General features: G+C 65.8%; 25 protein-coding genes. 11 read left to right on the forward strand and 14 right to left on the reverse strand.

Annotated elements, in window-relative coordinates:
- Positions 1-30: 30 nt before the first annotated feature.
- Positions 31-1383, reverse strand: coding sequence for an MFS transporter (locus C7401_RS08355; protein WP_244314949.1), 1353 nt, complete (start codon positions 1381-1383; stop codon positions 31-33).
- A gap of 597 nt (positions 1384-1980) precedes the next feature.
- Between C7401_RS08355 and C7401_RS08360 the strand changes: the two genes are divergently transcribed.
- Positions 1981-4434, forward strand: coding sequence for a glycogen/starch/alpha-glucan phosphorylase (locus C7401_RS08360; RefSeq protein ID WP_112170904.1), 2454 nt, complete (start codon positions 1981-1983; stop codon positions 4432-4434).
- A gap of 67 nt (positions 4435-4501) precedes the next feature.
- Here the strand turns inward: C7401_RS08360 and C7401_RS08365 are convergent, their stop codons facing one another.
- Positions 4502-4918: a DUF6232 family protein gene (locus C7401_RS08365; protein WP_112170905.1), complete on the reverse strand. Its 417-nt coding sequence runs from the start codon at positions 4916-4918 to the stop codon at positions 4502-4504.
- Between the two features lie 192 nt (positions 4919-5110).
- A complete protein-coding gene (locus C7401_RS08370; protein ID WP_112170906.1) occupies positions 5111-6268 on the reverse strand; it encodes a porin in 1158 nt (385 codons plus the stop codon).
- Positions 6269-6291: 23 nt separating this feature from the next.
- Between C7401_RS08370 and C7401_RS44290 the strand changes: the two genes are divergently transcribed.
- Complete coding sequence (locus C7401_RS44290) at positions 6292-6693, forward strand: hypothetical protein (protein WP_146757893.1); 402 nt, start codon at positions 6292-6294, stop codon at positions 6691-6693.
- Between the two features lie 70 nt (positions 6694-6763).
- Here C7401_RS44290 and C7401_RS08375 read toward each other — a convergent pair whose 3' ends face one another.
- The 9 genes from C7401_RS08375 to phnG all read right to left on the reverse strand — a co-directional run bounded on the left by C7401_RS08375 (position 6764) and on the right by phnG (position 15427).
- Entirely contained in the window at positions 6764-7882 is a 1119-nt protein-coding gene (locus C7401_RS08375) for a succinylglutamate desuccinylase/aspartoacylase family protein (RefSeq protein WP_112170907.1), read from the reverse strand.
- A 230-nt stretch (positions 7883-8112) separates the two neighbouring features.
- Positions 8113-8880 carry an ABC transporter substrate-binding protein gene (locus tag C7401_RS08380; RefSeq protein WP_112170908.1) on the reverse strand — a complete coding sequence of 256 codons (768 nt, stop codon included), beginning with the start codon at positions 8878-8880 and terminating at the stop codon, positions 8113-8115.
- 473 nt (positions 8881-9353) lie between these two features.
- Positions 9354-10487, reverse strand: a complete 1134-nt coding sequence (locus C7401_RS08385; protein ID WP_112170909.1) for an alpha-D-ribose 1-methylphosphonate 5-triphosphate diphosphatase — start codon at positions 10485-10487, stop codon at positions 9354-9356.
- A gap of 56 nt (positions 10488-10543) precedes the next feature.
- Positions 10544-11332: a phosphonate C-P lyase system protein PhnL gene (phnL, locus tag C7401_RS08390; RefSeq protein WP_112171118.1), complete on the reverse strand. Its 789-nt coding sequence runs from the start codon at positions 11330-11332 to the stop codon at positions 10544-10546.
- A 10-nt stretch (positions 11333-11342) separates the two neighbouring features.
- Positions 11343-12113, reverse strand: a complete 771-nt coding sequence (phnK, locus tag C7401_RS08395; RefSeq protein WP_112170910.1) for a phosphonate C-P lyase system protein PhnK — start codon at positions 12111-12113, stop codon at positions 11343-11345.
- A complete protein-coding gene (locus C7401_RS08400; protein ID WP_112170911.1) occupies positions 12110-13120 on the reverse strand; it encodes an alpha-D-ribose 1-methylphosphonate 5-phosphate C-P-lyase PhnJ in 1011 nt (336 codons plus the stop codon). The genes phnK and C7401_RS08400 overlap by 4 nt, the downstream gene beginning before the upstream one ends.
- Positions 13117-14238, reverse strand: coding sequence for a carbon-phosphorus lyase complex subunit (locus tag C7401_RS08405; protein WP_112170912.1), 1122 nt, complete (start codon positions 14236-14238; stop codon positions 13117-13119). Before C7401_RS08405 ends, C7401_RS08400 begins: the two co-directional genes overlap by 4 nt.
- Positions 14238-14888 (reverse strand): phosphonate C-P lyase system protein PhnH, encoded by a 651-nt coding sequence (gene phnH, locus C7401_RS08410; RefSeq protein ID WP_258396935.1) that lies wholly within the window; start codon positions 14886-14888, stop codon positions 14238-14240. Before phnH ends, C7401_RS08405 begins: the two co-directional genes overlap by 1 nt.
- Entirely contained in the window at positions 14885-15427 is a 543-nt protein-coding gene (gene phnG / locus C7401_RS08415) for a phosphonate C-P lyase system protein PhnG (RefSeq protein ID WP_112170913.1), read from the reverse strand. Before phnG ends, phnH begins: the two co-directional genes overlap by 4 nt.
- 209 nt (positions 15428-15636) lie before the next feature.
- Between phnG and phnF the strand changes: the two genes are divergently transcribed.
- The 4 genes from phnF to C7401_RS08435 all read left to right on the forward strand — a co-directional run bounded on the left by phnF (position 15637) and on the right by C7401_RS08435 (position 18756).
- Complete coding sequence (phnF, locus tag C7401_RS08420) at positions 15637-16392, forward strand: phosphonate metabolism transcriptional regulator PhnF (RefSeq protein WP_112170914.1); 756 nt, start codon at positions 15637-15639, stop codon at positions 16390-16392.
- The gene (locus C7401_RS08425; protein ID WP_112170915.1) at positions 16389-17114 is read left to right on the forward strand and encodes a DUF1045 domain-containing protein; all 726 of its coding nucleotides are present in this window, start codon (positions 16389-16391) and stop codon (positions 17112-17114) included. Before phnF ends, C7401_RS08425 begins: the two co-directional genes overlap by 4 nt.
- Positions 17111-17662, forward strand: coding sequence for a phosphonate metabolism protein/1,5-bisphosphokinase (PRPP-forming) PhnN (gene phnN, locus C7401_RS08430; protein WP_112170916.1), 552 nt, complete (start codon positions 17111-17113; stop codon positions 17660-17662). The genes C7401_RS08425 and phnN overlap by 4 nt, the downstream gene beginning before the upstream one ends.
- Before the next feature lie 146 nt (positions 17663-17808).
- A complete protein-coding gene (locus tag C7401_RS08435; RefSeq protein ID WP_112171120.1) occupies positions 17809-18756 on the forward strand; it encodes a LysR family transcriptional regulator in 948 nt (315 codons plus the stop codon).
- Positions 18757-18760: 4 nt separating this feature from the next.
- Here C7401_RS08435 and C7401_RS08440 read toward each other — a convergent pair whose 3' ends face one another.
- Entirely contained in the window at positions 18761-19585 is an 825-nt protein-coding gene (locus C7401_RS08440) for an IclR family transcriptional regulator (protein ID WP_112170917.1), read from the reverse strand.
- A 647-nt stretch (positions 19586-20232) separates the two neighbouring features.
- On the opposite strand from C7401_RS08440, the gene cyoA reads away from it, so the two are divergent.
- The 5 genes from cyoA (at position 20233) to pcaF (ending at position 25516) form a co-directional block, all read left to right on the forward strand.
- Complete coding sequence (cyoA, locus tag C7401_RS08445) at positions 20233-21126, forward strand: ubiquinol oxidase subunit II (RefSeq protein WP_112170918.1); 894 nt, start codon at positions 20233-20235, stop codon at positions 21124-21126.
- A gap of 5 nt (positions 21127-21131) precedes the next feature.
- Entirely contained in the window at positions 21132-23141 is a 2010-nt protein-coding gene (cyoB, locus tag C7401_RS08450; protein WP_112170919.1) for a cytochrome o ubiquinol oxidase subunit I, read from the forward strand.
- Positions 23141-23752, forward strand: a complete 612-nt coding sequence (gene cyoC / locus C7401_RS08455; RefSeq protein WP_112170920.1) for a cytochrome o ubiquinol oxidase subunit III — start codon at positions 23141-23143, stop codon at positions 23750-23752. Before cyoB ends, cyoC begins: the two co-directional genes overlap by 1 nt.
- Positions 23753-24079 (forward strand): cytochrome o ubiquinol oxidase subunit IV, encoded by a 327-nt coding sequence (gene cyoD / locus C7401_RS08460; protein ID WP_112170921.1) that lies wholly within the window; start codon positions 23753-23755, stop codon positions 24077-24079.
- A 234-nt stretch (positions 24080-24313) separates the two neighbouring features.
- Positions 24314-25516, forward strand: coding sequence for a 3-oxoadipyl-CoA thiolase (pcaF, locus tag C7401_RS08465; protein ID WP_112170922.1), 1203 nt, complete (start codon positions 24314-24316; stop codon positions 25514-25516).
- A 162-nt stretch (positions 25517-25678) separates the two neighbouring features.
- On the opposite strand, the gene C7401_RS44895 is transcribed toward pcaF, so the two are convergent.
- Entirely contained in the window at positions 25679-26137 is a 459-nt protein-coding gene (locus tag C7401_RS44895; RefSeq protein ID WP_181565526.1) for a hypothetical protein, read from the reverse strand.
- Positions 26138-26846: the final 709 nt, after the last annotated feature.

Genomic DNA, 26846 nt, shown 5'->3' on the forward strand with positions numbered 1-26846 from the left:
GAAGGGCGGCAGCGCGCTGCCGCCCGCGCTTCACCCGCGCCGCACCGCCCGGTGCGACGGCGCGAACAGCCGCAGCCCGCTCGCAATGGCCGCCGCGCCCGCAAAGGCGCAGCCAAGGCCCAGCGCGAGCGCCGGGCCGCGCTGACCCACGATCCCGAAGCACAACGCCACCAGCGCCGCCCCCGTGGTCTGCCCGAGCAGACGCGAGACGGCGATGGTGCCGCTCGCACCGCCGCTGCGCTCGGGCGGCGCGCTCGCCATGATCGCCCGCAGGTTGGGCGACTGGAAAAAGCCGAAGCCCGCGCCGCAAATCGCCATGCGCACGGTGATGTCCACAATCGACGGGTGCGCGGGCAGCAGCGCGAGCGAAGCCATGCCCGCCGAGAGAATGGCGAGGCCGATCGCACCGAGCAGGCCTGGCGGATAGCGGTCGGAGAGCCGTCCCGCGATGGGCGCGGCGGCGGCCACGACCACGGGCCAGGGCGTCATCAGGAAGCCGGTTTCCACCTGGCTGCGCATCAGCACGGTTTCGAAATAGAACGGCAGCGAAACGAACGCCAGGCCCTGGGCCGCGAACGAGCACACGGCGGTGAGCGACGAAAGCGCGAACACCGGCCGGCGGAACAGGTCCACGGGCAACATGGGTGCGGGATGCCCGGCCTCGCGCAGGATCAGCAGCGCGCCGAACACGAGCGCCACCACGGCCGCAATGCCCACTTCGAAGCCCGGCGCGCGCTGCGCGGCTTCGCCGAGCGCGAAGATCAGCGCCGCGAACGTCACCACGTTGAGCAGCGCCGCGAGCGGGTCGAAGGCGTGCTTGCCGCGCGCCGTCTGCGGCAGCGCGGGCAGGGCGAACACGAGCGCCACCACGCCGAGCGGCACGTTGATCGCAAAGAGCCACGGCCAGGTGCCCGCCGAGAGGATCAGCGAGGCCATGGTCGGACCCACGGCGAACGACACGCCCACGATCAGCGCGTTCGTGCCGAGGCCGCGCCCGAGCCGGTGCGGCGGGTAGAGAAAGCGGATCAGCGCCGTGTTCACGCTCATGATGGCGCTCGCGCCCAGCCCCTGTAGCACGCGCGCACCCGCGAGCGCGGTGAGCGTGGGCGCGAGCGAGCAGGCGAGCGAGGCGACCGTGAAGATCGCAAGCCCGCTGATATAGACGCGCCGGTGGCCGATGATGTCGCCGAGCGCGGCCAGCGGCAGCAGGGTCGCGACCATCGCGAGCTGGTACGCGTTGATGATCCAGACCGAGGCGGCGGGGGCCGCGTGCAGGTCGGTGGCGATGGCGGGCAGCGCGGTGTTGGCGATGGCGGTGTCGAGCGTCGCGAGCGCGACGGCGAGCATCACCGCGCCCATGGCGCGGCGGTTCTTCGCCGTCATGGGCGCGTCGGCGTGGCCGATTTCGTGGGCCTCGCGCTGCGCGGAAGATGTTTCGGACAAGACGGTCTCGGGCGGGTAGGACGATGAAGGCCGCGGCGCGGGCCGCGCGGGCGAATTCTGCGATTGTTGCAGAGCCTGCCCGGTTTTGCAGGAGACGCTTCAAAGCGTGGGGAGTCTGTAAGGCGGCAGTGAGCTTCCGACGGCGCGTATGCGCGGTCATATCGCAACTAACCGCCAAGTCCGGCACGCGTCCGCGTGCCGCCGCGCTGCGCGCGCGGAACCGTCCGCATGGCAAGGGATCGAGGCGGGCTGTGGGTTCCCGGCGCTGCGCGGGCGCGCCCGGCGTGCTCCTGACGCGCCGCCGCACGTCATTTAGAAATGCACTACTCTGCAAACTGATCTGCGCTCGCCGGCCAGCGGTGATGGTGCTTCGCGTCGCGACGCCGAGGTGCCGCCGCCGCGCCTCGCCTCCCGCGACGCAGCCCCAGGAACAACCGCGCGCTTGGCACTGGTTGTTGGCGCGCCGCCATTTCCAGCGCTCTGCGTGGGACCGCACCAGGCGCTAACGCGCCCGGTGCGATCGACAGGAGTTCGTAAATGACAGCCGTTGGCCTCGAGTTCGATCAATTGCAAAGCAGCGTCGAGGCGCTGCGTCGCTCTCTCTCCAACCGTCTGATGTACGGCGTCGGCAAGGACGCCGTGACCGCGCGGCCGCAAGACTGGCTGCACGCCGCGGCGCTGGCCGTGCGCGACCGGCTCGTCGAGCGCTGGATGATCACCACGCGCCGCCAGTACGACCAGGACGTCAAACGCGTCTATTACCTTTCGATGGAGTTCCTCATCGGCCGCACGTTCTCGAACGCGCTGATCGCGCTCGGCATTCGCGAGCAGATGAAAGAGGCGCTCGCAAGCGTGGGCGTGGACATGGACGCCGTGGTCGACTACGAGCCCGACGCCGCGCTCGGCAACGGCGGCCTGGGCCGCCTCGCGGCGTGCTTTCTCGACTCGATGGCGACGCTCGGCATTCCCGGCTTCGGCTATGGCATTCGCTACGACTACGGCATGTTCCGCCAGCAGATCATGAACGGCGAGCAGGTCGAGGCGCCCGACTACTGGCTGCGCTACGGCAACCCGTGGGAGTTTCCGCGGCCCGAGGTCCAGTATCCCGTGCACTTCGGCGGGCGCACCATGCAGCGCGACGGCCATGTCGAGTGGGTCGACACGCAGCACGTGAACGCCATGGCCTACGACACTGTGATTCCCGGCTACGCCACGAGCGCGACCAATACGTTGCGCTTGTGGTCCGCGCGCGCGGACGAAGAACTCGATCTTTCCGCGTTCAACCAGGGTGACTATCAGCGCGCGGTGGAGGCACGCAATATTTCGGAGAACGTATCGCGCCTGCTGTACCCCGACGACTCGACGATGGCCGGTCGCGAACTGCGCCTGCGCCAGGAGTATTTTTTCGTCTCGGCGACGATGCAGGACCTGATTCGCCGCTACCTGCGCACGCACAGCACCTTCGGGCGATTCTCGGACAAGGTCGCGGTGCACCTGAACGACACGCACCCGGTGCTGGCCATTCCCGAGTTGATCCGCCTGCTCGTGGACGTGCATCACCTGCCCTGGGACGAGGCGATGGGTCACGTGCGCCGCGTGTTCTCGTACACGAACCACACGCTCATGCCCGAAGCGCTCGAAACCTGGGACGTCGAACTCCTGGCGCGTCTGTTGCCGCGCCACCTCGAAATCATCTTCGACATCAACGCGGCGTTCCTGCGCGAAGCGAGCGACCGTGGCGAGCACGACCTCGACCTGATCCGCCGCATCTCGCTCGTGGACGAATACGGCCAGCGCCGCGTGCGCATGGCGTATCTGGCGATCGTGGCGAGCCACAAGGTCAACGGCGTGTCGAAGTTGCACTCGCAACTGATGACGCGCGACATCTTCGCGGACTTCGCGCGCCTCTTTCCCGAGCGCTTCACGAACGTGACCAACGGCATCACGCCGCGCCGCTGGCTTGCGCAGGCGAGCCCGCCGCTCGCGCAACTCGTGGACGAAGCGATCGGGCCGCGCTGGCGCAGCGATCTATTCGAACTGGGCGCGCTGCGCAAGCTGCGCGGCGACCCGGCATTCGAAGCCGCGTTTCACGCGGCCAAGCGCAGCAACAAGGTGCGCCTCGCGCAGCGCGCGCTGGAGCGCACGGGCGTCGTGTTCAATCCCGACGCCCTGTTCGACATGCAGGTCAAGCGCATTCACGAGTACAAGCGCCAGTTGCTCAACGTGCTGCACGTCATCACGCGCTACAACCGCATTCTGGAAGCGCCCGGGCGCGACTGGGTGCCGCGCGTCGTGCTGTTCGCGGGCAAGGCCGCTTCGGCCTACCGCATGGCGAAGATGATCATCCACCTCATCAACGACGTGGCCGCGAAGATCAACCACGACCCCGTGGTGGGCGACCGGCTCAAGGTGGTGTTCGTGCCGAACTATGGCGTGAGCGTGGCCGAGGTGCTGATTCCCGCGGCGGATCTTTCCGAGCAGATTTCCACGGCGGGCACCGAGGCTTCGGGCACGGGCAACATGAAGCTCGCGCTCAACGGCGCGCTCACGATGGGCACGCTCGATGGCGCGAACATCGAGATCGGCGAGGCCGTGGGTCAGGACAACATCTTCATCTTCGGCCACACGTCCGACCAGGTGGATGCGCTGCGCGCCTCCGGCTACCGGCCGCGCCAGGTCTACGAGGAAAACGCCGAACTGCGCCGCGCGCTCGACCAGATCCGCACGGGCTTCTTCTCGCCGGGCGATACGGCGCGCTACACGGACATCTTCCACACGCTCGTGGACTGGGGCGACCACTACCTCGTGCTGGCCGACTACTCGGCCTTCGTCGCGGCTCAGGAGGCCGCCGACCAGCGGTTCGTGGACGTGCCCGCATGGACCGCGAGCGCGATCGAGAACGTGGCGGGCATGGGGAAATTCTCGTCGGACCGCGCCATCGCGGAGTACGCCCGCGATATCTGGCACGTGAAGTCGATCGAGATGGAGTGAGGCAAAAGCCGCCGCGGCGGCGTGGTGAGCTTCAGTGGCTTCAGTGGCTTCAGTGGCTTCAGTGGCTTCAGGGCGCGGCCGGCCGCGCCTTGCCGCTTTCCGCCTGCGCGCCTTGCGCGGCCTTGGCGGCGCGCACCGCCTGCTCCACGCGATCGAGGAACGCGCGGTCGCCGCTCGTGACCGCTTCGCGCAATTCGCCGCCCGTCACGACATAGAGCCGGTGGATCGTCTCCTGCCAGATCCACGCGAGCCAGCCCACCACGATCACCATCACGCCGCACGCAAGACCCGTCGCCGAGCCCAACGCGCCGCCCACGGCGGCGCCGGCCGCGCCGAGCAGGCTGATCGCGATCGGCACCACGCGGCTGCGCCGCCCCGTGACGATGCGCACGTCCTCGATGTCGCGCAGGGGAAAGACCTGGCCCGCGGCGGTGAGCGCGCTGCGCGTGACCGAGACGGCGGCTTCGTTGAAAGGGAGTTCCATCGGTTCGATAGCTGCGAGGTGAGAGAGCGCAGCGTACCAGAAGCGGGGCCAGGGTGGGGCGACGGCGGTCATCACGTCGCAGGGCGGGCGCGCACGCAAAAAAAGCGGGGCATCCCAAAGGGATGCCCCGTCCGGTAAAGCACAGCGGGAGGCGTGAGCCGCCCGCTGCCGCTGTTGCGTAGCGTGTGCTGCTTAGAACTTGTGACGGATTGCGACGCGCACCGCGACTTGATCCTGCGAACCCGTGCCCGACGTCGGGAAGATGTTCGAGGTCGAATCGCCGATCTGTGCCTGCACGTTGGTCGTGCCGACGCGGCCCGAAGCGTCCTGGTACACGGTGAGGAAGTACACGTCGGTGCGCTTGCTCAGTGCGTAGTCAACGGCTGCGTTGATCTGGTTCCAGTGAGCCGAAGCGCTGCCCGAAGCGCGCGAGTACGTGTAGCCGAGCGCGCCCGAGAGAGCCGGCGTGAAGGCGTACTTGCCGCCTGCTTCATATGCGTTGTAGAGCGTCGACGAACCGGCGATCGGCGAGATCAGCGTGTTGGTCCACAGGGCCCACAGCGTTGCCGGACCGACGATGTAGCGGCCACCGACGCCGAACGAGCGCAGGTCGTGGATCGTCAGCGCCGTTGCCGGCAGGTTCGAGATCGAGGTCGACATCGACGGCGTGGCTGCGCCCGGGTACGTGATGTTCGTGTACGCGGCGCCGAGGCTGAACGGGCCGTAGCCGTAGTTCGCGCCGAAGCTGTATGCGCGCGACGAAGCCGTCGACGTGCCCGTCGGCGAGCCGGCGAACGAGGTCGAGTTCGAGAAGCCGTACAGCGCGCCGAACGTGAGGCCCGAGAAGTTCACGCTCTGGAACTTCACCGAGTTGTTGATGCGGCTCGACGTGAGCTGGTCGACGTCGTTGAAGTGGTAAGCGTAGTTACCCGCGACGGTGTTGCCGCCGGTCGAGTAGTTCGCGCCCAGCACGTCCGTGCTGAACGAGTACTGGCGGCCGAACGTCAGCGAACCGATGTTCGACTGCGTCAGACCGACGAAGGCTTGACGGCCGAACATCGCGCCGCCCTGGCCTGCCGTGCCGTTGCCGCTGTTGAAGCCGTTTTCGAGCACGAAGATCGCCTTCAGGCCGCCGCCCAGGTCTTCCGTGCCGCGCAGGCCCCAACGGCTGCCCTGTGCAACGCCGTCGCCGTATTGCCACAGGCTGCTGCTGCCGCCCGTCGAGTTCTTGACGTTGCTGTTGTAGCTGATACCGGCGTCGATCAAGCCGTACAGGGTGACGCTGCTTTGTGCGTGTGCCACGCCCGCGATAGACGCAAGAATAGCGGTGGTCAGAATTTTCTTTTTCAACTGTTTCTCCGGGTAAAGGAAAGATGACTACCCCCGCCTCTAACGGGCAGGTGGATACGACCGGCTGCAATTTAAGGGTCGATAACGAAAGGAATGTGACAGTAAGGCTATGTAGGGAAATTGTCGCCATTGTGTTGTGTGAATGCGACACCCGGGTTGCGCGCCCTTCGGATTTCCCGCGATGCCCGCCGCTATTGGGCTTGCGGCCGAATATGGAGGGTTATTCGGCTTGGCGGATTGGAAAAAACGGCCTTATAAAATTTTTTTCTAAGCTTCTTCTTGTTTACCGCGATTATCGATCTTTTGATTCCGGCTTCAAGCTCGGATTGATTAACACCAGCAACGCATTAACGGCCGATCAATGCGCGATTTACATGGCTTATTGGCGTTCATTCCTGAAATCGAAAATTAGTTACCCAAAATAAATGAAATGGGGAGAAGATCCATGAAAAAGGGCTCGCGCTGGCGGCGCGAGCCCTTTTCAATGCGATGGCATTACAGGGAGAGCAGCGAACCGGTGCGAATGGGCTTTTCACCGGCAATGCGCGCGACTTCCATGCCGGCCGTCGCGAGGCGCGCGCTATGGCGCGCGTATACCACGCCGCTCACGCCGGCGTGCAGCGTGGTCACGGTGTCGGCGATCGGATCGACGATGTCCGCAATGGCCGCGCCGCGTTCCACCCACGTGCCGCATTCCACGCGGAACACGAGCACGCCGCTTTGGGGCGCGACGATCGGCTCCGTGCCCGCGAGCGGCGTGGCCGGGTAGGCGAGCGGCGGCAGCGGCGCGGCCGTGCCTTCGATCACGCCGCGCCCGATCAGATACTCGATGATGGCCTGGGCGTCATGCTCGGCGAATTCGTGCGACACGTCGCGCTGGCTGCGCAATTCGACCGTCACCGAAATCGAGCCGTGCGAAATGGGGTAGTGCGCGCCGAAGCGCTCGCGCAGCTCCGACCAGCAGAAGCTGTGGATCTCGTCGAACGGGTTGCCGATCGAGTTGAGCGCGAGCAGCGACGCCTTGGCGTCGAGGTAGCGCGCGAGCGGCTCGACCTCGGGCCAGAGCTCCGGGTTCGTGTAGATGTGCATGGCGGCCTCCCAGTCGCAATGCAGGTCGAGCACGATATCGGCGTCGTACGAGAGGCGTTGCAGCGCGAGGCGCATCGAGTCGAGCTCGGTTTTCGGCTGTTGCGCGGCCAGCGCCTCGCCCATGGCGGCGCGGATTGCGGTGCGGTTCGCGGCCTCGTCGGGGCCGAGTTTCGCCTCGATGTCGGGCAGCACGAGCGCCGTGAGTTCGTGGAAATTGCGGTTGAAGTTCTGCGCCGTGTTCGATTCGAAGCGGCCGATCAGATGCCCGAGCCAATGCTGGTTCAAGCCCACCGGATTGGGCACCGGCACCACGACGACTTCGCCGCGCATGCGGCCCGCGGCTTCCAGTTCCGCGAGCTTGCGCCGCAACGCCCACGAGACGAGCATGCCCGGCAGTTCGTCGGCGTGCAGCGACGACTGGATATAGACCTTCTGGTTGCCGCCGGGTTTGCCGTAGTGAAAGCTGGCGATTTGCCTGGCGGTGCCGAGGGCGGGCGCGATCAACGGATGGTTTCGGGTTTGCATGATGGATGCGCGAGGCGCGGGGGACCGCGAATGGCGGTCAGGTTGACGAGAGGCCCGTGAGTGGCGCTAAGCGGGCGATATGCCGATCTTAGCGGATTCGCCGTTGGCCCGGAACCCGCGTGCCCGCGCATGCCGTGGGTGCCGTGCGCGCAATCAAAACGATTCGGAATCCGGATTAAATCGCAAGAAAAAAAGCCCGGACCGAAGTCCGGGCTTGCGTACCGCGGTGCTTAGCCGCCGTAGACGTCGAAGTCGAAGTACTTGGCTTCGATCTTCTTGTACGTGCCGTCCTTGATCATGTCGGCGATCGCCTGGTCGATCTTCGCCTTCAGGTCGGCGTCTTCCTTGCGCAGGCCGATGGCCGCTGCGCCCGTCGGGATTTCCTTGCCCGCGAACTGGAAGCCCGCGCCGCGCGGGGTCTTCAGGAAGCCGAGGTCGGCTTGCACTTCGTCTTGCAGCGCGGCGTCCAGACGGCCCGAGATCAGGTCGGCGTAGACCTGGTCCTGGTTCTGGTAAGGCACGACGTTCACGCCCTTCGGCGCCCAGTTTTCCTTGGCGTAGGTTTCCTGGATCGTGCCTTGTTCGACGCCAACCGACTTGCCCTTGAGCGAATCGGCCGTCGGCTGGAAGGTCGAGCCCTTCTTGGCCACGAGGCGCGTCGGCGTGTTGAACAGCTTCGCCGAGAAGGCGATCTGCTGTTCACGCTGCGGGGTGATCGTCATCGAGGAGAGCACGCCGTCGAACTTCTTCGCCTTCAGGCCCGGGATCATGCCGTCGAAGTCCTGCTCGACCCACACGCACTTGGCGTTCAGGCGCTTGCAGATCTCGTTGCCAAGGTCGATATCGAAGCCGACCAGCTTGCCATCGGGTGCTTTGGATTCGAACGGTGCGTAGCTGGCGTCAACGCCGAAACGCACGGTGGACCAGTCCTTCGCATGAGCGACGCCGGCCGAGACGGCGAGCAGGGCGACCGTGAGGGTGGCAAGCAGTTTCTTCACTATGGGTACTCCTCGAGATGGTTCAGGGCGCGCCGCGTGCGGTTGTGCCACCGCAGCGCATTGTCCGGCGCGGCTCGCACCGGGATTTTTTTTGGACCCGCCGGCCTGCGGCCAGCGAAGCGCGGCAAGCTTACCAGGTCAAAATTGCTGCGTCGCTAGTGTAATACCGGATGGCGGGAAAGGGCGCGGATAAGTGTACGCCCGTGCGCTTGTGCGACGCGGCGCAAAGCCTTGTCCGGCAAGGCTTGCGGGGAAGCGAGCCGGGCCCGCCGCGGGGCTCGCCGGCGCGTCGTGCGATGCTCCGCCGCAACAGTCGGAGGAATGCGAAATCCCGCCGGCGCGGCACCGGCAGGGGGCTGAAGGGTGGTTGAAATCGAATTGATGGCGCGCTGTTGGCTACGCGTAAAAACGAGGGCAATTGCGGCGCGCCTTCGCTGCCGCAATGCAGCAGCAAAGGCGGCGAGAGCGGACGTTCAGACCACGCGCACGCCCGCGCGCCAGGTCGCGCGCGGCACCGGCAGCGAGTCGAGCATCGTCACGCGCACGAAGTCGGCGCGCAGGCCCGGCTCGATCGCGCCGCGATCGGTCAGGCCCGACTTGTGAGCGGGCTCCCACGAGACCGTGGCGAGCGCACGCGGCAGCGTCCAGTCGGCCTGGGTCACGAGGTCGAACGCGGCGGTCAGGAGGCTCGACGGCACGTAGTCGGACGAGAGGATGTCGAGCAGGCCGGCCTGCGCGAGTTCCAGTGCGGAGACGTTGCCCGAGTGCGAGCCGCCGCGCACCACGTTCGGCGCGCCCATGATCGTGGCGATGCCGCGCTTTTTCGCTTCCTCGGCGGCCACGCGCGTGGTCGGGAATTCGGCCAGCACGATGCCTTCGGCGGCGGCCTGCTCCACGTGTTCCACGAGGGTGTCGTCGTGGCTCGCGAGCGGGATGCCGCGCGCGCGGCAGCGCTGCACGATTTCAAGGCGGTGCGCGTCGGCGTAACGCTCCTGTTCGGTGGCCATTTCGGCGAGCATGGCGTTCGTCTGCTCGTCGGTCCATTTGCCGTGGCGCTCCTGGAAGCGCCGCCACTGCGCGCGGTCGTGCCACTGGCGCTGGCCCGGCGTGTGGTCCATCACCGAGGCGAGGCGCAGCAGCGGATGGTCGCTCAGCGTGTCGAACAATTCGATCACGTCTTCGGTGGCGATTTCGCAGCGCAGGTGCAGGAAGTGGTCAGCGCGCAGCAGCTTGCGTTCGGAAAAGCGCTTGAGCGCGGCGGCGCTGGCAAGCTGCACGTCGCGCCCGCGCACGCCCACGGCGAGACGCGTGCCGATGGCGAGCGCGTCGAATACCGTGGTGATGCCGGCCGCCGCGATCTGCGCGTCGTGAATGACGAAGGCGGCGTCGGTGTTCCAGTGCACGCCGGGGCGCGGCGCAAGATGCTTTTCCAGGTTGTCGGTGTGCAGTTCGACGAGGCCCGGCAACAGGAAGTCGCCTTCCCAGTCCTCGGCCTCGGGCGCGGTGGTCGAGCCGCGCGAAATGTCGCGGATATTGCCGTCTTCCACGCTTAGCGTGCCGGTGAAAACGTCGTCTCGCGTTACGATGCGAGCGTTTTTGATCAACATCGTCAGGCTCCCTAATCAGAAATCGCAGATATCGGTTTGCGCCATTCTGGCGGTATTCAGGCCGCGGCGGTGAGCGGCGCTTGCGCGCGCGGCGCGGTGAGTTCGAGGACACGCGTGGCGACGCGCTCGCGCGTGTCCTCGTCGTGGAACACGCCGACGATCGCAGCGCCCCGTTCGCGCGCCTCGCCGATCAGGCTCGCCACGACTTCGCGGTTTTCCGCGTCGAGCGAAGCAGTGGGCTCGTCGAGCAGCAGCACGCGATGCTGCGCGATCAGGCCCCGCGCGATGTTGACGCGCTGCTGCTCGCCGCCCGAGAACGTGGCCGGCGCGAGCGGCCAGAGGCGGCGCGGCACATTCAGGCGCGCGAGCAGCGTTTGCGCGCGCTCGCGGGCTTCGTCTTCCTCCACGCCGCGTGACACGAGCGGCGCGGCCACGATGTCGAGCGCGCTCACGCGCGGAATCACGCGCAGAAACTGGCTCACGTAGCCCATCACGTTGCGGCGCAGTCGCAGGATGTCGTGGGGCGCCGCGCCCGTGATTTCCAGGTGGCCAAGCGGCGCGCCTTCGTCGCGGATCGCGATCGAGCCGCCGCTCGCGAGATAGTTGCCGTACAGGCAGCGCAGGAACGTGCTCTTGCCCGCGCCCGAGGGCCCGACCAGCACGATGCATTCGCCGCGCTCCACATCGAGCGAAACGCCCGCGAGCGCTTCGATGCCGATGCCGCCCTGGCCGTGCAGCGTGAAGGTCTTGCGCACGTCCTCGGCGCGCAGCATGAGCGCGGGGCGCTCGATGAAGGCGCGCGTGCCTTTCGTGACGGGGGCGGCCGGTGTTGAGGTGAAAGTCATGTCGATCATCCTAGACCGGCAGCACGGATGCCACCAGCGTCTGCGTATAGGGATGTTGCGGGTCGTCCAGCACCTGGTCGGTCAGGCCCGATTCGACCACCGTGCCGCCTTGCATCACCATCAGGCGATGCGCGAGCAAGCGCGCCACGCCGATGTCGTGCGTGACGATCAGCACCGAAAGATGCAGCGTGGTCGTGAGCGTGCGCAACAGGTCGAGCAGGCGCGCCTGCACGGACACGTCGAGGCCTGCCGTGGGCTCGTCCATGAATACGAGGCGCGGCCCGGTCACGAGATTGCGCGCGATTTGCAGACGTTGCTGCATGCCGCCCGAAAACGCGGAGGGCAGCTCGTCGATGCGTAGGGCGTCCAGCTCCACGCGCTGCATCCATTGCTGCGCCGTGTTGCGGATCTGCCCGTAGTGGCGTGCGCCCACGGCCATGAGCGGCTCGCCGATATTGGCCCCGGCCGACACGCCCGCGCGCAGCCCGTCGCGCGGATTCTGCTGCACGAAGCCCCATTCGGTGCGTGCAAGCAGGCGCCGGCGCGGCTCGGAAAGCGTGCGCAGGTCGAGCGTTTCGCCGTTCGCGCTCGTGTAGTGCAAGTCGCCCGAATCGGCTTCGGTGCGCAGCGCGAGCGTGTTGAGCAGCGTGGTCTTGCCCGAGCCCGATTCGCCGACGATGCACAGCACCTCGCCGGGGTACAGGTCGAAACTCACGTCGCGGCAGCCGTTGCGGCCGCCAAACTGCTTCGTGAGCGATCTTGCGCTAAGCAGCGGCGTCATGCGTTTTCTCCGGCTTGGTTCGTTGCGCGCGCATCGACGTCGTTTTCGCTTGCGTCGTCGCTTGCATCGTCGTCTGCGCGGCGCTCGTGGCAGTAGTCGCTATCCGAGCAGACGAACATGCGCTTGCCCGCGTCGTCGACGATCATCTCGTCGAGGAAGCTCTCGCGCGAGCCGCACAGCGCGCACGCGTGCTCCCAGCGCTGCACTTCGAACGGGTGATCGTCGAAGTCGAGGCTCTTGACCGGCGTGTACGGGGGGATCGCGTAAATGCGGCGCTCGCGGCCCGCGCCGAACAATTGCAGCGCGGCGTTCATGTGGAGTTTCGGATTGTCGAACTTCGGAATCGGCGAAGGCGAGGTGAGGTAGCGCCCGTTCACCGTGACCGGATAATCGTAGGTCGTGGCGATGCTGCCGTGCTGCACGATGTCCTCGTAAAGCTTCACGCTGATCAGGCCGTAATCGGCGAGCGCGTGCAGCTTCCTGCATTCGGCCACGCGCGGCTCGAGACGGAACAGCGGCTCGGGCATCGGCACCTGATACACGAGGATCTGCTTGTCGGTGAGCGGCGTTTCGGGAATGCGGTGGCGCGTCTGGATGATCGACGCTTGCGTTGTGTGGCGCGTGGTGGCCACACCCGTGGTGCGTGCGAAAAAGCGGCGGATGTTCACGGCGTTCGTGGTGTCGTCCGAGCCCTGGTCGATCACCTTGAGCGTGTCGTTCGCGCCGATGATGGCCGCCGTCACCTGAATGCCGCCCGTGCCCCAGCCATACGGCAGCGGCATTTCACGCGAGGCGAACGGCACCTGGTAGCCGGGCACGGCCACGGCCTTGAGCAGCGCGCGGCGCAGCATGCGCTTGGTCTGCTCGTCCAGATAAGCGAAGTTGTAGCCGGACGCGGCCTGCGTTTCGTGCGAGGCGACGTGCGAGGTGAGATGCGAGGTGAGACGGGAAGCGGCCGGCGAAGCGGCAGCGGCCGCGCTGGCCTGCAAGGTATCGGGCGCGTTCATGCGGCCTCCTGGTTCGGCTCGCCGGCGTCTTGCTCATGCTGCGCGCGCAAGCGCCGCACGAGTTCCAGCTCGGCCTGGAAGTCCACGTAGTGCGGCAGTTTCAGATGCTGCACGAAACCCGAGGCTTCCACGTTGTCGCTGTGCGAGAGCATGAATTCGATGTCCTGAGTGGGCGAGGCGATCGTCTCGCCCAGTTCTTCGGCGCGCAGCGCGCGGTCCACCAGCGCCATCGCCATGGCTTTGCGCTCCGCATGGCCGAACGTTAGCCCGTAGCCCTGCGTGAACTTCGGCGGCACGTCTTTCGCGCCCGCGAACTGGTTGATCATCTGGCACTCGGTCAACTCGATTTCGCCGATCTCGACGGCCTCATCGAATTCGTCCAGCACCATTTCTACGCACACCGAACCAAAGCGGATCTCGCCCGCGAACGGGTGCGAATGGGCATAGCCGCGCTGCGTGGCATAGCCCATTGCGAGCAGGAAGCCTTCGTCGCCGCGCGCGAGGTTTTGCAGGCGCAGCGTGCGATCGGCCGGGAACGCCAGCGGTTCGCGTGAGAGGTCGCCGGGCTCGCGCGCCCCGGACGCGGGCGTTTCCTGCTCGATCAGGCCTTCCTTGTCGAGCAGCGAGAGCACGCGCGGCATCGGTTCCTCGGGCGGCGTGGCGAGCGGTGCATGCGTTGCACTGTGTTCGCCGTCGGTGCCATCGTTGCCATCGGCGAGCAGCGCGAAATCGAGCAGGCGCTGCGTGTAATCGTAGGTCGCGCCGAGCACCTGGCCGCCGGGCACATCCTTGAAGGTCGCGGAAATGCGGCGCTCCACCACCATGTTTTCCGTTTCGACGGGCTCCGTATAGCCAAAACGCGGCAGCGTGGTGCGGTAGGCGCGCAGCAGAAAGATCGCTTCGACGAGATCGCCCGCAGCCTGCTTGATCGCGAGGGCGGCGAGTTCTTCGTCGTAGACCGAGCCTTCGGCCATCACGCGCGCCACGGCGAGGCGCATCTGCTCGCGGATCTGCGCGACGCTCAGCTCCGGCACGCCCGTGTCGCCACGGCGCGCTTCGTCGAGCAGACGCCACGACGCTTCGATCGCGCGCTCTCCCCCTTTGACGGCGACGTACATCAGTGCATCTCCACGAGAGTCGTGCGCGGCAGGCCCATCAAACGGCTGCCGCACACGAGATAGAAGTCGATGCCGCACGGGAAGTGCGGCGCAAAAGCGGCGCGTTCGCGCCAGAAGCGCTCGGGCAGGCCGACCGGCGCGATGCTGCAAGTCGTTTCGATGCCGGGGCCGCGCAGCGAGAGCGGCGCGCCGCCCGTGAACGCGCTCACGCGCACGAACACCATGGCCGCCTGTTCCGGCGACTCGGGTGTGCCGCTCGCGAAGGCTTCGAGCGGCGGCAGCTCCGCGGCGTCGTGCACGTAAGCGAACGCGGCCGTGCGAGGTTCCGGTGCAAGCGGCGCGCCCGCGTGAAAGCGCAGTGCGGCGGCAAGCGCCGCGTCGGGCTGCGCGAGCCAGACCGGTGTGGCGTAGTCGGCCAGCGCGAGCAGCGAGGCGAAGGCGGCGAGACCGGCGCGCGTGGTGGAGGCCTCGGCGGCGGCGCCCGGCAGCGGCGTTTCGATCAAGCCGATCGTGCCGGGGCGCGCGAGCGCGTCTAGCAGCGTGCGGAACACGGCCTGCGTGTCATGGACGGGATCGCCGAAGCCGGGCGCGAGCGCCGCGAGCAAATCGGGCGTCATGGCGCCGTTGTTGGCATTGCGTTGGTCGCTCATGCGTCACCTCGAACCATCGTGAAGAACTCGACCCGCGTGCCGGCCGCTTTGGCGCGGCGCGTGTCGCGTTGGGCGGCCAGGCGCGCGGCCAGCGGCTCGATCAACTGCGCATGCAGCCGCTCGTGGCGGGCGGGCAACTGGAGCAGGGCGTCGGCGAGCGCGGCCAGCTCGGCGCGGCGCTTGTCGCGGCCCAGATGGCAGGCCACGCCGACCGGGCCGGGCAGGCTTGCATCGGCGCGCCCGGCGGCTTCCGAGGCGGGTGCGGCTTCGGCGCCGACGGCACCCGAGGCGCGCAGGCGCAGCGTGGCGCGCGTGACGGTGGCCTCGCCCAGATTGAAGGTGTCGCCGGTGCCGCCAATGCGCCCGCGCACCATGGCAAGGCCGGTTTGCGGCGGGCGCAGCCAGTCGAAGGCGGGCGCGGGGACGCCTGCGAGCGCCGCGCCCAGCGCCGCTTCGAGCTCGGCGCGCGGCGTGTGCGCGAGAACCGCCATCCATGCGCGCCGTGCGGCGGGGGAGGACGAGGTGGAGGAAGCGTTCATCGGAGTTCCTGTGTCGTGAACGAGGGGAGAGCGGACATGGCAACTGGTTCTGTGAAGCGGGTCAATTGAACCATCTATTCATCTAAACGTCTAGACGTTTAATGGTACAGTTGTTTCACGCGGGTGGATTCGAGGTTTTCATATTTCCATCACGCCCTGCGCACTACAATGCACAAAACGCTATTGGAACCGAGAGGAATGACAGCACCATGACATCGAACGACGAGGCGCCGGCCAGCCTGCTCGAACGCGGCGCGGGCGTGGCGGTGTGGCGGCAGATCGAGCAGATCCTCGCGGCCGAGATCGCGGCGAAGGGCTTCGGCGAGGACGGCCGCCTGCCGAGCGAGGGCGAACTCGCGCGCCGTTTCGACGTGAACCGCCATACCGTGCGGCGCGCGATGCTGGGCCTTGCGGCGCTCGGCCTCGTGAGCGTGGAGCAGGGGCGCGGCACCTTCGTGCAACCCGGCGCGATCGACTACACCATCGGCAAGCGCACGCGCTTCACCGAAAACCTGAAGCGCCATCAGCATTCGGCGGCGGGCAAGCTGCTCGCCTCGTCGCGCGTGAAGGCGGACCCCGCGGTCGCCAAGGCGCTCGGCCTGCGCGCGGGTGCGCTCGTGTACCGGCTTGAAACGCTGCACGAGTCGGACGGCGTGCCGCTCACCTACGCGCGCAGCTGGTATCCGGCCGCACGCTTCGCCGACCTGCCCGCCGTCATGGAGCGCGTGGACAGCACCTCCAAGGCGCTCGCCGAATTCGGCGTGAAGGATTATCTGCGCAAGTGGAGCCGTATCGGCAGCGTGCTGCCCGAGGCCGAGGTGGCGAGGCGCCTGAACATCAACCGGCAGCAGCCGGTGCTGTGGGTGGAAAACGTCGACGTCGATCTCGACGGCGTGCCGATCAAGTACGGCGTCACCCACTTCGCGGCCGATCGCGTGCAGCTCATGGTGGAGCACGACCTATGAGCGTGCCGCAGCAGGACTGGAGCGAAGCCACGCGCTTCGCGCTTTACTATGCGCCGCCGCGCGGGTCGGTCTGGTGGCAGGCGGGCTGCGCCTGGCTTGGCCGCGATCCGGAAACGGGCGAGACGCTCGCGCCGCCGCGGATCGCGGGACTCGCGCAACCGCTCGCCGGCCTGAGCGTCGCGCCCCGCCGATATGGCTGGCACGGCACGATCGTGCCGCCGTTTCGCCTCGCACGAGGCGTGAGCCCCGAAGCGCTGTGCGCGGCCGCCCAGCAGTGGGCGCAAGAGCAGGCGCGCTTCGAAGCCAACGTCGAGGCGGCGACGCTCGGCCGCTTCGTCGCGCTGCGTCCGGCCGACGAAGCCGGCGAAACCGCGCTGCGCGAACTCGCGGCGAGCGCCCTGCGCGCACTCGGCTCGCTGCGCGCCCCACAAACGCCCGCCGAGCTTGCGAAGCGCCTGGACGCGCCGCTCACGCCGCGTCAGCGCGCCTATGTCGAAGAATGGGGCTACCCGTACGTGTTCGAAGAATTCCGCTTTCACATGACGCTATCCGATTCGCTGAACGACGTGCAAACGTGCGCGCAACTCGTCGAGGCCTGGAACACGCAGATGCGCGATGCGCGCGCGCTGCCCGTGGAGGGCGCGGCCCTCTTCGTCGAGCCGCAACCGGGCGCGCCGTTCGCGCTGTGGCGCCGTCTTGCGTTCGCGCAGGTGCGCGCATGAAGGGCGGCCTGATCTATGTAATGGGGCCTTCGGGTGCGGGCAAGGACACGCTGCTGCGCTACGCGCGCGAGCGTCTCGCCGGGGAAAGCGTGGTGTTCGCGCATCGCTACATCACGCGCGAGGACAGCGGCGGCGAGAACCACATCGCGCTCAACGAGGCCGAATTCGAAGCGCGCTCGCAGCGCGGCCTCTTCGCGCTGCAATGGCGCAGCCACGCGCTGCGCTACGGCGTGGGCGTGGAGATCGACCAGTGGATGGCGTTGGGCTGCACCGTGGTGGTGAATGGCTCGCGCGCCTACGCGGGCGAGGCATTCGAGCGCTATGCGCGCATGACGCTCGTGCATGTCGAGGCCGCACAGCACGTGCTCGCCGCGCGCCTCGCCTCGCGGGCGCGCGAAACGCCCGAGCAGGTGGCGGCGCGCCTCGCGCGGCGCGCGCCCTTCGAAGTGCCGCAGGGCGCGGCGTTCTCGCGCATCGACAACTCGGGGCGGCTGGAGGAGGCGGGCGAGGCGTTCGTCGAACTCGTGAGGCAGGTGGCTGCGGGCTAGCGCCAACGCAGGGCGGTGCGCGTACGACTTCGCCGCAACCTCGCCTTAACAGCCGCTTAAGGGCTCGCGCAGGCAGGGGGGATTTTTGGTCGAGGGCGGTTGCCATGAGAAGATGAAGGCGACTCGCGAACTCATAGAGAATGCCCTTGGACCGTTTCCAGGAGATGCAGATTTTCACGCGCATCGTCGACCGCCGCAGCTTCACGCAGGCGGCCGAGGATCTGAACCTGCCGCGCGCCACGGTCACCAACTCCATCAAGCGGCTCGAAGCACGCCTCGGCGTGCGCCTGCTCGAACGCACCACACGCCAGGTGAAGCCGACGCTCGACGGCGAAGCCTATTACCAGCGCTGCACGCGCCTGCTCGCCGACCTCGAGGAAACCGAGGAGGCCTTTCGCGACCCCGATCCGCAGGGGCGCCTGCGCGTGAACATGCAGGGCACGCTCACGCAGTATTTCGTGATGCCGCGCCTGCCCGACTTTCTCGCGCGTTATCCGCGCATCGACCTCTTCATCGGCTCGGGCGATCATTTCGTCGACCTCGTGCGCGAGGGCGTGGACTGCGTGCTGCGCGCGGGCGAACTGGCCGACTCCTCGATGATCGCGCGTCGCGTGGCGCTGCTGGAGCAGGTGACTTGCGCGAGCCCCGCCTATCTCGAACGGCACGGCGACCCGGCGACGATCGAGGCGCTCGACGGCGCGGCTGCGGGCGTTGCGGACCATGAGAACAATGGAGCAAGCGTGTCCGGGTCAGGGCATCGCGCCGTGAATTATGTCTCGTCGGCCACGGGCCGCGCGCTGCCGCTCGAATTCACGACGCCGGAGGGCGTGGCCCGTGTGACGCTGCCGGGGCCGGTGGCCGTCAACGGCGCGGAGCTTTATACGGCGGGTGCGCTGGCGGGGCTGGGCATCGTGCAGGTGCCGCGCTACCGCGTGCGCGAGCATCTCGCGAGCGGCGAGCTGTGCGTCGTGCTGCCGGCGCATCCGCCGCCGCCCTTGCCGGTTTCGGTGCTGTATCCGCAGAACCGCCAGTTGTCGCTGCGCGTGCGCGCTTTCGCCGACTGGCTCGTGCAGGTGTTCGCCGACGTCGCCTGAGCGCTCAGGTGCGCCGCGCGACCATGCCCGACACGCGCGCGGCCGCTTGCTGAAGCGGTTCGAGAAAGGTCTTCACCATCTGCTTGGCCGAGGTGCGCTGCGCGTTGCCGCTGATGTTCATCGCGGCGATCACGCGGCCGTGGCGGTTGCGAATGGGCGCGGAGATCGAGATGAGGCCGCCTTCCAGTTCCTGATCGACGATGGCCCAGCCTTGCTGGCGCACCTGTGCGATGATCTTCTTGAGCTCGCCGATATCGGTGACGGTGCGCGGCGTGTGCGCGTAGAGCGGCGTGGAGCCGAGCGTTTCCTCGAGCGCGCCTTCGTCGAGCGAGGCGAGGAGCACGCGCCCCATCGAGGTGCAGTACGCGGGCAGGCGGCTGCCGATCGAGAGGTTGATCGTCATGATCTTGTGCGTGGGCACGCGCAGCACGTAGACGATCTCCGTGCGATCGAGCACGGCCGCCGAGCAGCTCTCGTGCACTTCCTGCGAGAGCTCCTCCATCACCGGTTCGGCGAGGTTCCAGAACGGCATCGACGTGAGGTAGGCGAAGCCGAGATCGAGAATGCGCGGCGTGAGGCGAAAAAGCCGGCCCTCGGCTTCGACGTAGCCGAGCGTCTGGAGCGTGAGCAGGATGCGGCGCGCGCCCGCGCGCGTGAGGCCGGTTGCGGCGGCGACGTCGGTCAGGGTCTGCTCGGGATGCTCGGCGTTGAACGCGCGGATCACCGAAAGCCCGCGCGCGAACGACTGCACATAGGAGTCGCCCGGCTTTTCGGGGATCTCCGGCGGTTCGGCGGAACGGTCGGGCGAGGCATTGGAAGCAGAATTCATGGGCGTGGCGGTCGGTGTGGCTGCGGCGCTTGGAGAACCTGTCAAGATAGCGCAAGCGACCGGTTTCGCCAACACGCGGCGCGCCGGGGGCGGGGCAACGGGGACGAGCGGGACGGACGTTTCCCGCGACGATCGACCGGTCTGTTGCTGCTTGCGACAAATGCGCGCATTATGCCCATTCGATTCCGTTTATTTGACTTCCATCAATTTATTCTCGCTAAATATATAGGCGGAAAATCTGAATGAATTGATTCCAATCCGGATCGCCGTGTCATTCATTTGCGAATAAAAAACGGCACAGGGATTCGAATGAATCGAAACACTTTCTGAAGATTTCGCAATTGACCCAATCACGCCTTCGTGCCCTTTGAGCGCGCGTGCGCGCAGGTCCCGCCGGGCCGGAATCAGCGCCCCACAGGGCGCCCGCAAAACCGAAAGGTTCTAGAAAGATAATTGCGGCTTTACGCCGCGCTTGCCTGAGCGAGATTTGACCCGCTCGCGAATCCTTAGCAAAGATCAAATTTCGCGATTACTCCTTTCCGTAAAATCGCGCTGCATACGATACGGGTGCATTTTGCGTGGCGATTTTGCGATGCAAATGTGTTGGGTGTTACGCGTTTTGGTGGACAACGGAAGAACAGGCAAACATGAAAGACAGAAAAGCCTTTAAAAGGTGGTTAATCCCCCTCGGCAGCGGGCTGCTCGTTTCTCTTGCGGGGTGCAGCGGCAATTTCGCCGTGCTCGACCCGAAGGGCAGCGTGGGCGCGGCCGAGAAGTCGCTCATCCTCACGGCCACGTGGGCCATGCTGCTGGTCGTGGTGCCCGTCATCATCCTGACGCTGCTGTTCGCGTGGCGTTACCGGGCTTCCAACCGCAACGCGACCTACGCGCCGAAGTGGGCTCACTCCACGGCGATCGAAGTGGTGGTCTGGGCCATTCCGGCCGCGATCATTCTGTTCCTCGCCATCCTCACGTGGCGCACCTCGCACGAACTCGATCCGTACAAGCCGCTGGAGTCGAGCGTGAAGCCCATCAACGTCGAAGTGGTCGCGCTCGACTGGAAGTGGCTCTTCATCTACCCGGACCTCGGCATCGCTTCGGTGAACCAGCTCGCCGTGCCGGTGGGCACGCCGGTCAACTTCCGCATCACGTCGGACTCGGTGATGAACTCGTTCTTCATCCCGCAACTGGGCACCCAGGTCTACGCCATGGCGGGCATGCAAACGCGCCTGCACCTGATCGCCGACGAAGCCGGCGATTTCGACGGCCTCTCGTCGAACTACAGCGGCAAGGGCTTCTCGGACATGAAGTTCCGCACGCTCGCCACGAGCCAGCAGGACTTCGACGCCTGGGTGCAGAAGGTGAAGACGTCGTCCACCCAGCTTTCGATGGACGAGTACGCATCGGTTTCGAAGCCGCAGGAGAAGGCGCCGGTCCAGTACTTCTCGACAGTCGACCCGAAGCTCTTCAACAACATCATCGCGAAGTACAACAACGGGCACGTGACGAATTTTGACCCGTCCTGCGTGACCAAGGGGTAAGCAGCATGTTCGGAAAACTCACATTAGAGGCGATCCCGTTCGATCAGCCCATCATCATGGGCGCGGCAGCGTTCATGGCGCTGCTCGTCCTCGGCGTGCTCGGTCTCGTGACCGTGACCGGCAAATGGAAGTACATCTGGACCGAGTGGCTCACGAGCGTGGACCACAAGCGCATTGGCGTGATGTACATGATCGTGGCGGTGCTCATGCTCGTGCGCGGCTTCGCCGACGCGGTCATGATGCGTATCCAGCAGGCCATGGCGTTCAATTCGCCGGGCTATCTGCCACCGCACCACTTCGACCAGATCTTCACGGCGCACGGCGTCATCATGATCTTCTTCATGGCGATGGCGCTCATGGTCGGCTTCTTCAACCTCGTGGTGCCTCTCCAGATCGGCGCGCGCGACGTGGCGTTCCCGTTCCTGAACTCGCTCTCGTTCTGGATGACGGCGATCAGCGCGATTCTCATCAACCTGTCGCTCGTGATCGGTGAATTCGCAAAGGTGGGCTGGCTTGCGTATCCGCCGCTCTCCGAGTTGCAGTTCAGTCCGGACGTGGGGGTGGACTATTACATCTGGGCGGTCCAGCTCTCGGGCGTCGGCACCTTGATTACAGGCGTGAACTTCTTCGTCACGATCATCAAGATGCGCGCGCCGGGCATGACGCTCATGAAGATGCCCGTGTTCACGTGGACGGCGCTGTGCTCGAACGTGCTGATCATGGCCACGTTCCCGATCCTCACGATCGCCGTGGCGCTGCTCGGCCTCGACCGTTACGTCGGCACGCACTTCTTCACGAATGAACTCGGCGGCAACGCCATGCTGTACCTGAACCTGATCTGGGCGTGGGGCCACCCCGAGGTGTACATCCTCGTGCTGCCTGCGTTCGGCATCTATTCGGAAGTGATGGCCACGTTCTGCAAGAAGCCGCTGTTCGGCTACAAGACGATGGTCTACGCCTCGTGCGCGATCATGGTGCTGGCGTTCCTCGTGTGGGCCCACCACTTCTTCACGATGGGCTCGGGCGCCGACGTCAACGCGTTCTTCGGTATCGCGACGATGGTCATCGCCATTCCGACCGGCGTGAAGATCTTCAACTGGCTGTTCACGATGTATCGCGGCCGTGTCCACTTCACCGCACCGGTGCTCTGGACCGTGGGCTTCATGGTGACGTTCTCGATCGCGGGCATGACCGGCGTGATGCTGGCTATTCCGGGCGCGGACTTCGTGCTGCACAACTCGCTGTTCCTGATTGCTCACTTCCACAACGCCATTATCGGCGGCGTGGTGTTCGGCTACCTCGCGGGCCTGCAATACTGGTTCCCGAAGGTGTTTGGCCTGAAGCCCAGCGAAAAGCTCGGCAAGGCGTCGTTCTGGTGCTGGTTCGTCGGCTTCTACGTGGCCTTCGTGCCGCTCTACGTGCTCGGCTTCATGGGCGCAACGCGCCGCACCAACCACTATGACGTGCCCGAATGGCATCCGTACTTCGTGATCGCCGCAGTGGGCGCCGTGATCATCGCGCTCGGCATCGTGTTCCAGGTGCTGCTGTGGGTGATGGCCTTCGTGGACCGCAACAAGGCGGCCTGCAAGGACGTGACGGGCGACCCGTGGGACGGCCGTACGCTCGAATGGGCAACTTCGTCGCCGCCGGCAGTCTATAACTTCGCGGTCATTCCGCACGTGGACGACATCGACGCCTTCGCGCACATGAAGGAAACGGGCCGTGCTCCGGGACTCGCCGCGAAATACACCGACATCCATATGCCGTCCAACACGGCGGCGGGGTTCATCATCGGCATGTTCAGCCTCGTGCTGGGTTTTGCGGCCGTGTGGCACATCACGTGGCTTGCCGTGCTCGGTTTCGTCGGCGTCGTGCTGACGGTGATCATCAAGAGCTTCGGCAACAACGACGGTTATTACATCCCGGCCGCGAAGGTTCGCGAGATCGAGGAAAAGCGCTTTGGCGCCGGCGCTGCCGTGGCCAAGCGTGATCTGGTCGCCGAGGAGGCAATCTGATGTTACAGAAAACCAATGCGGCAACCCTTGCCGAACTCGATCATCACGATCACCCGGAGTCGCACTCGGTATTCGGCTTCTGGGTCTACCTGATGACCGACTGCCTGCTGTTCGCGGCGCTGTTCGCCACGTTCGGCGTGCTCGGCCACCAGTTCGCGGGCGGCCCGACGGGCAAGGACCTGTTCGATATTCCGGGCGTCGCGCTCGAAACCGCGGTGCTGCTGCTCTCGAGCATCACCTACGGCTTCGCGATGCTCGGCGCGCACCAGCGCAAGAACAGTGTCGTGCTCGGCTGGCTGGCTGTCACCTTCGTTCTGGGTGCGTCGTTCCTCGTGCTCGAACTGCGCGAGTTCTCGCACCTGATCGCTGACGGCGCCGGTCCGCAGCGCAGCGCGTTCCTCTCGTCGTTCTTCACGCTCGTCGCCACGCACGGCCTGCACGTGTTCTTCGGCCTGCTGTGGATGCTCGTGATGATGATCCAGGTGATTCGCGCGCCGCAACTGGGCGAGCAGGAAGTCCGCCGCCTCACGTGCCTGAGCCTGTTCTGGCACTTTCTGGACGTCGTGTGGATCTGCGTGTTTTCTTTTGTCTATCTGGGGAGCGTGCTCTAAATGGCTCAAGCACATACTCATGCTCAGTCCCACGGCAGCCTTGGCAGCTATGTGGCGGGCTTCATCCTCGCGGTGCTGCTGACCGCAGGCGCGTTTGGCGTCGTGCTGCACGGCACGCTCGACGCCACCACGGCCATCATCGTGATCGCGGTGCTCGCGTTCGTGCAGGTGGTCGTGCACCTGGTGTTCTTCCTGCACCTGAACGTCTCGCCGGGGCAGGGCTGGAACGTGCTCTCGCTCGCGTACACGGTGCTGGCCGCCGCGTTCCTGATCTTCGGCACGATCTGGGTCATGCATAACGTCGGCATGCTCATGATGTCGCGTTAAGCGCTTTCCCTGGCGTTTGAAGGCCGCACGGACTCGTGTTCCGTGCGGCTTTTTCGTTTCTGGCGCCAGTTTCGCGTGCTTGACACCCGTCCCGCGCGACGCCTATCATGGGCGCCAAATGTTCGATTATCGATCATAGGTTCGACAGTCGAACAAAACGCACGAGGACGTGCGCGTTCGATCGCCCTTTTTTCGCCCGCGCAGTCCGTCAAGCTCAATCATCTGGAGACTCACATGACGGAAGCATTCATCTGCGACGCGATTCGCACGCCGATCGGCCGCTACGCGGGCGCCCTTGCCCAGGTTCGCGCCGACGACCTCGGGGCCGTGCCCCTCAAGGCGCTGATGGAGCGCAACAAGGACGTGGACTGGACGGCGATCGACGACGTCATCTACGGCTGCGCAAACCAGGCCGGCGAAGACAACCGCAACGTCGCACGCATGTCGTCGCTGCTGGCGGGCCTGCCGCAGGCCGTGCCGGGCTCGACCGTGAACCGTCTGTGCGGCTCCGGCATGGACGCCGTGGGCATCGCCGCGCGCGCGCTCAAGTCCGGCGAAACCGGGCTGATGATCGCGGGTGGCGTGGAAAGCATGAGCCGCGCGCCGTTCGTCATGGGCAAGTCCGCTAGCGCCTTTGCGCGCGACGCCGCGATTTACGACACGACCATCGGCTGGCGCTTCGTCAATCCGCTCATGAAGCAGCAGTATGGCGTCGATTCGATGCCGGAAACGGCCGAGAACGTCGCCGTGGACTATAACGTGAGCCGCGCTGATCAGGACGCGTTCGCGGTGCGCAGCCAGCAGAAGGCGGCACGCGCACAAGCGGACGGCACGCTCGCGCAGGAAATCGTTTCGGTCACGATCGCGCAGAAGAAGGGCGATCCGATTGTCGTTTCGCGCGACGAGCATCCGCGTGAAACCAGCCTCGAAGCGCTCGCGCGCCTCAAGGGCGTGGTGCGCGCCGACGGTTCGGTCACGGCCGGCAATGCTTCGGGTGTGAACGACGGCGCTTGCGCCCTGCTGCTCGCCAATGCGGAAAACGCCAAGCGCTTCGGGCTGACGCCGCGTGCGCGTGTGCTCGGTATGGCGACGGCCGGTGTTGCGCCGCGCGTGATGGGTTTCGGACCTGCGCCGGCAACGCAAAAGCTGCTCGCGCAACTGAACATGACGATCGACCAGTTCGACGTTATCGAGCTTAACGAAGCGTTTGCTTCTCAAGGTCTTGCCGTGCTGCGTGCGCTCGGTGTCGCCGACGACGATCCTCGCGTCAATCCGAATGGCGGCGCGATTGCGCTGGGCCACCCGCTCGGAATGAGCGGCGCACGCCTCGTGACCACCGCCATGTATCAGTTGCATCGCACGCAAGGTCGCTTCGCGCTTTGCACGATGTGTATCGGGGTGGGGCAGGGCATTGCGATTGCTATCGAGCGGGTTTGAGCGCCGCTTGCGCTAGTTTCGCTTCGATAGAGGAAGCCGCGAATCGTTTGATTCGCGGCTTTTTTTTGCGTTTGTTTTGCGTCTCTTGGGCGGGCACGTCCTGAAGCGCGCCTGATTGCGCTTACCCCAGGCGCGTAGCCCTGCCGTTATCCCGTTTTCCCGTTAGCCCGGAACACCCATGTGGGGTTGCGCCTGCAACGACGCGCGGTCCGCCGCGCGATCCACGCCCTTGTCGCGGTCCGCGGCAACGTGGCTGTTCGTGTTGCTCAATCCTTTCTCGCTCATGTGGCTGGCTGACTTCCCGTCAGCGTGAAGCCCGTGGCCGCGTGCGTGCAGTCCCGCGCGGTCAGCCGCCCGCTCATGGCCCTTGTCCCGGTCCGCCGATACGTGGCTGTTCGTGTTGCTGAAGCCCACGCTGCTCATGTGACCCAGCGATTGGCCGTCGGAATGGCCCAAGCCCGCGTGTCCGGCTCCCATGCCCGCGCCCATCCCGGCGCCGCCACCGTTGCCACCGCCATTGCCGCCGCCGCTACCCCCGCCGCCGCCGTGTGCATAAACCGGCGCCGTCGCGTACGCCAGCAAACACGCTGCCGCCACAATCATCGTTCGTGCTGCTTTCATTGTTGTCTCCCCAAAAGAGTCGCCTTCGATGCGTCGATTGTATGAGGGCCGTCATCGGCTCGATATGGCACAGGTGTAATCGTGTGTAAGTGCTGTATCTGCTGTTGCGGAAAGTCCTCGTGCGTCGCCGCCGGCGGGCGGGAATCCATGAGGAGTTCTGACTTTCACCGTGCTTGCGTTTTGCTATCAAGGTTGAAATACATATAATTCTCAATACACCTTCGCCGCCTTTTGAAAATCATTGGCGAGTGTATTTCGCACGCACGCTCATATCGTTAATGCTTGATTCGTCATCGATATAGCACTGAGAAGCACGGGACATTTCCATGCAAAAATCCGCCGGCGAAAACGCCGCGAACGGGCAGGCGGCACCACGCCGAGTGACGTTGGCGCCGTCACGTCGCCAGGCCTCGCACAACGGCCGTCGAACGCGTGGTACTGACAGCGTGCGCCCCTCACCGCAAAGGGACGCATGAAATCAGTATTTCGTGCAACGCAACAAACTCGCGATTTGTTTCAATTCAATATCGAACGCGAATTTGCGGCCCAGCAAATCCCACTGAAATTCGCGTGATTCACCCTGAATAACTTGATCGGACTCCGGCCAGTTAGCGCCCTGTTTTTAAAAGCCGCGCGTAGAATCGGTCGCACTTCGGCGTGACAGGCACGATACGCCGATGCCATGCATCAAAAGCAAATTCGAAACTCT

This window comes from Paraburkholderia unamae, from assembly GCF_003268775.1.
GTDB classification, from domain to species: domain Bacteria; phylum Pseudomonadota; class Gammaproteobacteria; order Burkholderiales; family Burkholderiaceae; genus Paraburkholderia; species Paraburkholderia unamae.